This is a genomic window from Furfurilactobacillus siliginis, from assembly GCF_001437435.1.
GTDB lineage: Bacteria > Bacillota > Bacilli > Lactobacillales > Lactobacillaceae > Furfurilactobacillus > Furfurilactobacillus siliginis.
Window position 1 is genome coordinate 49,916 of the sequence record NZ_JQCB01000010.1, and the last position, 6,170, is coordinate 56,085.

Annotated in this window: 6 protein-coding genes; 2 read left to right on the top strand and 4 right to left on the bottom strand. The window is 43.7% G+C overall.

Annotation, left to right across the window (positions count from 1 at the left end; translation table 11 throughout):
• Positions 1 to 14: 14 nt before the first annotated feature.
• Entirely contained in the window at positions 15 to 1,010 is a 996-nt protein-coding gene (locus IV55_RS07645; protein WP_057810967.1) for a Gfo/Idh/MocA family protein, read from the bottom strand.
• Between the two features lie 249 nt (positions 1,011 to 1,259).
• Here IV55_RS07645 and IV55_RS07650 point away from each other — a divergent pair, with 249 nt between their 5' ends.
• The gene (locus IV55_RS07650) at positions 1,260 to 1,661 is read left to right on the top strand and encodes a DUF4828 domain-containing protein (protein ID WP_057810969.1); all 402 of its coding nucleotides are present in this window, start codon (positions 1,260 to 1,262) and stop codon (positions 1,659 to 1,661) included.
• A 249-nt stretch (positions 1,662 to 1,910) separates the two neighbouring features.
• Here the strand turns inward: IV55_RS07650 and IV55_RS07655 are convergent, their stop codons facing one another.
• The 3 genes from IV55_RS07655 to IV55_RS07665 all read right to left on the bottom strand — a co-directional run bounded on the left by IV55_RS07655 (position 1,911) and on the right by IV55_RS07665 (position 4,063).
• Positions 1,911 to 2,333 carry a hypothetical protein gene (locus IV55_RS07655; protein WP_057810971.1) on the bottom strand — a complete coding sequence of 141 codons (423 nt, stop codon included), beginning with the start codon at positions 2,331 to 2,333 and terminating at the stop codon, positions 1,911 to 1,913.
• Between the two features lie 18 nt (positions 2,334 to 2,351).
• Complete coding sequence (locus IV55_RS07660) at positions 2,352 to 3,113, bottom strand: GH25 family lysozyme (protein ID WP_057810973.1); 762 nt, start codon at positions 3,111 to 3,113, stop codon at positions 2,352 to 2,354.
• 71 nt (positions 3,114 to 3,184) lie between these two features.
• Positions 3,185 to 4,063: a MurR/RpiR family transcriptional regulator gene (locus tag IV55_RS07665; protein ID WP_338043097.1), complete on the bottom strand. Its 879-nt coding sequence runs from the start codon at positions 4,061 to 4,063 to the stop codon at positions 3,185 to 3,187.
• A 172-nt stretch (positions 4,064 to 4,235) separates the two neighbouring features.
• Here IV55_RS07665 and gntK point away from each other — a divergent pair, with 172 nt between their 5' ends.
• Entirely contained in the window at positions 4,236 to 5,780 is a 1,545-nt protein-coding gene (gntK, locus tag IV55_RS07670) for a gluconokinase (RefSeq protein ID WP_057810977.1), read from the top strand.
• The last annotated feature ends 390 nt before the right edge of the window (positions 5,781 to 6,170 follow it).

Below are 6,170 nucleotides of genomic sequence, written 5' to 3' on the forward strand. Positions count from 1 at the left end.
TTACTCATTTCTACTTATTTATCAGCGGGGAAGACCAAACTCGCCTTGCGCCGTAGGTCATATAATACACCATTCACGATTTCACTTAAATGCAGCCAGGTTTGATAGTGACGCATATTATCAGGATTTTTCGGATCATTTAAAACTGTTGCAAAGTCATCTACCTCAGCAAGCATTGGATTAGCTGCTGGTTCAGTGGACAGACGCTTTGTCGAACCATCACTGGCATGATAGATAACGGACTTTAGTTCCGCCGCATTATCCATGACAATCGTATCCTTCAAGCCATAGATTTCAGAGGGTAGATACGAATTCGTGTTCTTACCAATGTTCAAAGTGACGTCGAAGTCATCGTAGCCGAGAACCGCAATACCTTTACCATCCGCACCGGTGCGCAATGGTGTGGTGTAATAGTGAACTCGGTTAGGCTTCCCAAACCAAGCCACTGCATCATAGACAACGTATACACCAAGATCCTGTAATGCCCCACCGCTAAACGTAGTGGTAAAGACATTAGGATTTTCACCAGCCAAATAATTATCAAAACGTGATGAATATTTCATGTAGGTCAATGTCGCACCATTAATAACTGACATTTCTGATAGTTGTTTCCGGATTGCTCGGAAATTAGGCTCATGAATGTGCCGCGCAGCTTCAAATACATGCAGTTCCGGGTGAGCTGCCAACGCGTCTTTAACCTGCGCATATTCAGTTGGGTTTGAAACCAACGGCTTCTCCACAATCACTTCTTTACCAGCATCCAACGCTTGGATTGTTTGCGCCGCATGCAAGCTATTCGGTGAAGCAATGTAGACAACGTCAAAGTCCCCTGCTTTAAAGAAAGTTTCTAGGCTCGTATACACTTGCCCACCGTTCTTTTCAGCGAATGTCTTCCCTGTATCTTCGTGACGTGAATAGACACTCGTCAGTTCGTACTTCTGTGATGCAGCTGCCGCTTCAACAAATTGTTGCGTTATCCAGTTCGTTCCAATGATTCCTAGTTTTAACATCCTATGAAACCTCCGTCGAAAAAGAATTTTTGCCGCTTGATCATCACCAACGTAATTAAAAAACATTACGTTGTTAATACCTATAGTTTACCAATTTTATGAACAAGATGCAGTATTCGCGTCATCCCCGTTGCAAGAATGTGTTAATTGCATTACGGCAATGGTTTCAATAAGGAAAACACTTTTAATCGTGCTATATTTATATTTATAAAACGTAGCGGCATACGAGAAGAAAGCGAGGATTTTCCAGTGTCTTTTAAGCGGAATGTAATTTTATTTGGCGTTTCTTTAGCGGCAGGACTCACCAGTGCGTTTACCAGGTCTGCCAAAAAGCAACCTGATACACAGTCATCGTTACCAATGTTATATTCTGGCACCTGGAAATATTCCGATCATAATGATCATCGTATCCACCGCATCCAAATCAATCCTGATTTGACCTTGCACGTTGATGGTCGTGCTGAACAAGCCACTGTCGAAAGTATCTCTGCCGAAGAACTCGTCTATCTCGATAATTTCGGCTATCATTTACGCATTCAAGCCAATGAACAGCAACCAGTGTCACTATATGACGAAGCTGACAATGCAACGTACACATTGGTGAGCGTTCATACGACCAAACCATCCGGTCCACAATCCGTTGCTGAATAATCAGTTATTGCTAATTACAATCTATTAAATTGCCATCACCAAAAAGACGTTTGGGACATAAGTCATCTTGTCCCAAACGCCTTATTTTGATTTACAAACTTAAATGGTGCAAACGAGTGGGACAAAAGTCAAGTCGTTACGCAGACTAAGAACAACCTGTCGGATTGAAGACCAATCCGTACGACCCGTTCTAGGTCTTGCTCACGACTTCCCGACTTTTGTCCCACTCGCTTTTTACACTTAGTCGCTTTAGTTCTCAAACTTAGCACGTTGTTCTGGTGTCAACCGCCAGCTCAAATACTGTTCTAATAATGACATGTCGGCAGCCAAATTAGCTTCTGTACATGTCCACTGATACTTATCGCGCACATCCGTCGCCAATAAATCTGTTAAGGCAACGAAGCGTGGTCCGATCGCGACTAACACTTTCAAACGGTTAATATCCCGATCATCTTCTGGCGTCATCCCCACACGTACCTGTACGTCAAAACTGCGAAAGGCAATGAAATCCGCGGTTGCCCAACCTGACACAACTGAAAAATCTGGTAACACTGCCCGCGAGTCACCAAATTGTTGCGTGACTGCATCTAAAATCATCATTTGTACCTGATCGATGCTCATATGTTGTGCGACCTTTGGTTGATCGTCTTCCTTACTTTTAAAAAATGCCATTTCGCTCACCTGCGTTCACTAGTTATCGTATTCTGAGAATTTTTGCTTGGACCCATTATATACCATTAAACTCATCGATTGCTTCGTTCCAGCAACTTCAATATTACCGTCTGCATCATACATAATAAACTGCACATCATTTTGATGACGCGGTTTCAGCGATGCATCTTCCAGAGTTAACCCAGCGTTAGGCAATTGCTTTTGCAAGGTGTGATACCCTTTTGTTGATACCCACACACCAACTGGCTGCGCATAGTCTTGTCGCAACGTTTGTAGCATGACCGATAATCGATTAACTGTTCGTTTGACTGCCTGTGGAGAGTCAAAGTTAGCGCCTGCATCCGTGACGGCAATCATAATCGGCAGTGTACCAGTATCTTGACCAATCTGATGTTCAAAGTACCGCAGCTGACTATTAACGCTACTTTGCGGGCTATAAGTTAGATAAACTCCAACCTTTAGTGGACTTCCTGAACTTCGGGAATAGTTGCCGCTAAAGTCATCATCGACAAATCGATTTCCCACCGTGGTCTTTAAATAAACAAATTTCAAACCGGTTTTCGATAACGCTTGAAAATCAATAAAACCAGCACTTTGATCGATTGCGGCACCAGTCACAGGATAGCGTGCCATCATCGTTTGATGACGCAAATGCCACCAGTGATAAATACCGTAGCCACCACCGGCCAGTGCGAACACAAGTAGAACAGCCACCAGCCATTGCCACACCGGTATGTGTTGCTTTTTAGCGCGTTGTCGAAATTCTTGTCTGGTCGTCACTATCTCACCATCCCCGTCGCAACACTAAATTTACCCATTATTGTAGCACGTTGGCTGCGGGGAACAACGCGTTATTCGCGACTCGTTTCCATAGCGTGTCGAACGTCTTGTAAAAGCCCTTCACCAGTCTTGGTCTTCGCACCTTGAGCACCGACCAACGTAAACAAACTATCAATAATCGTTAACTGTGCAATGAGTGAACTCATTGACTCACTACGGTAGTTAACTTCTTCAGCGACAGATTGGAAAACCAACGTACTCTTTTTAGCCAATGGTGAGGCTGGATAACTTGTAATTGCGATCATTGGCACATGGTTGGCACGTAATTGATCAGCAATCATTAATGTATCGTGGTTTCGACCGGAGTGGGAAACTAAGATGGCAACATCCTGCTCATCCATTTTAACAGCCTGCATCAACTGGATGTCCACGTCTGGATGAAATTGTGGATGCGTCGTTGTCCGCAGAAATTTATGATAACCGTCTAATGCTGCCACAGACGAACCACCAAAGCCAAAGAAACTTAGTGTACGTGCTTTGGTCAATAATGTAATGGCAGCTGACAAATCTTTTTCCTTCAATAAAGCCCGCGTTGCATCTAGTGCATTATCGGCGCCTTGGAAAACTTTATCAACGACTACTGCAGGGGCGTCGCCTTCTTCGATTTCACTAAAGAAATCGTCTGTTTGATTGGCAATGCCACCAAATCCTAAACTAAATTCACGAAAAGAATGCCAGCCAATTCGTTTAACAAATCGACTCACCGTGGCAGTCGAAACTTTGACATTTTCGGCTAAATCTTGAATCGTCATTTCACTAGCCGGTGCCGGATTAGCTAAAATAAAGTCGGCAATTTTTTTATCCGCGCCGGTTAAATGCTGGTAGTTTGCTTTGATCGTACTAACGCTTGTGCGTGCGATGGTAATCCCATCCTTCCCGTAAATGAAAATTAATTTATTATTTTATGTAAATTTTTTTCTAATCACATTATGACGCAACCGTTTTCAGAATGCATTAACTTTAATAAATTTCGTAAGTCTTACGGTTGTGAAGCCCGCCGTTTTCGCCTATACTTGCATGCGTAGATTTAACTAAAATCGTTTACAAAGGAGTTTACCTACTATGGACTATATGGTCGGAATGGATATCGGGACGACCAGTACAAAAGCCGTTTTGTATGACTTAGACGGTAACGTATTGGCTTACACGAACAAGCTGTACTCGTTATATCGCGATGCCACTGGGATGGCTGAAGAGGACCCAGATGAAATTTTGGAAGCCGTTGTGAACGGTCTGCAAGAAATTTTACGCAAAGCTGATTTAAAGAACGGCAAGTTACATGGTGTTTCCTTCTCCAGTGCCAACCAGAGCTTGATTGCGCTGGATAAAAACCACAAGCCACTTACTCGGGTGATTACCTGGGCGGACACGCGGGCTACAAAGTATGCTGATCAGTTAAAAGCTGATGGCACCGGTAAAACTTTGTACGAGCACACAGGAACCCCAATTCACCCAATGTCCTTACTCTGTAAGTTACTATGGTTGAAAAATGAACAAGCAGACGTTTATAACAACGCTGCCTACTACTGTGGTATCAAGGAATACATCTTCTACCGTCTGATGGACGTGTGGCAGATGGATATCTCTGTTGCCAGTGGGACAGGAATCTTTAACATCTTTGACCTTGATTGGGACCAAGACGCGTTAGCATTGACTGGCGTTACCAAAGACCAATTGCCTAAGATCGTTGATGGTTACGCCCAATCAACTGGCATGCGTGATGAATATGCCAAGGTTATCGGTTACCCAACTGATGTACCATTTATCCAAGGTGCATTTGATGGTGCCCTGTCAAACTTAGGGGTTAACGCCATCGAAAAAGGTGTTGTTGCTGTGACCATCGGTACTTCTGGTGCCGTACGTGTCGTAACGGATCACCCTGTCATCGATCCTAAGGGTCGTGTCTTCTGTTACGCCTTGACCAAAGACCTATGGGTTGTTGGTGGACCGGTGAACAACGGTGGTGTCGTCTTCCGTTGGGCACGTGACAATCTGTTTGATGCCGAAAAGAGTACTGCTGCTTTATTGCATGAAGACTCTTACGACTTGCTGACTGACATTGCAAAACGCATTCCAGCCGGTTCAGATGGTTTGCTTTTCCATCCATTCTTAGGTGGCGAACGTGCACCAATCTGGGATGCTGATGCGCGTGGATCATTCTTCGGTCTGACGCAAATGCACACCCGTGCGCACATGATTCGTGCCGTGCTTGAAGGAATCGTTTACAACTTGTACACCGTGCTTTTGGCGTTGGAAGAAGTTGTTGGCGAACCTAAGTCAATCATGGCTACTGGTGGCTTTGCCCGCTCAGAACTATGGCGCCAAATGCTTTCAGATGTCTTCGAACAACCTGTTACGATTCCAGAATCATTTGAATCCTCATGTCTTGGGGCAGCAGTGATTGGGATGAAGTCACTTGGCTTGATCGATGACTTAAGCGAAGTTAAACGTTTCGTTGGTGAAACGAACACTTACCAACCAAACCCAGAAAACTTCGATGCTTACCGGGAATTGGTACCAATCTACATCCGTTTGAGCCGTCAGCTCCAAACAGAATACGCAAACATTGCTGACTTCCAAAAGAAGCACGCAATTAAAGAAGACTAGCGCATTCAACCTAATTTTCATTAAGATTAACAAATCCTCGTCCGGACATTACCAGTCTGGACGAGGTTTTTTATTATCAATGTGCTTCGATAACTAACCTTGTATTATGTTCACAGACCCTTTGTTGTTTTCTAAGTTTTATTGGCGAAACCGTGCGGCAAAAATCAAGTCCCTATTCTAGGTCTTACTCGCTGCTTCCTGACCTTTGTTTCACTCTCTTTTTCATTCTGCGACCTTTCTTTTATGAATCCGTTACCAATTCACTCGTACCGGTCTGAAAAAAATTTACGTAAATCAAATGTAAGTGCTTTCCTAATTAACTTTTTTCTGGTATTGGTAGATTGTAAAATTAATCCGAACGCTGTTCGGACAAAAAAGATCAGCTTCCTT

Bases quoted from the DNA above. Each gene is read 5' to 3' on its own strand.
- IV55_RS07645 (WP_057810967.1), bottom strand. From the start codon at position 1,010: ATGTTAAAACTAGGAATCATTGGAACGAACTGGATAACGCAACAATTT.
- IV55_RS07655 (WP_057810971.1), bottom strand. From the start codon at position 2,333: ATGGCATTTTTTAAAAGTAAGGAAGACGATCAACCAAAGGTCGCACAA.
- gntK (WP_057810977.1), top strand. From the start codon at position 4,236: ATGGACTATATGGTCGGAATGGATATCGGGACGACCAGTACAAAAGCC.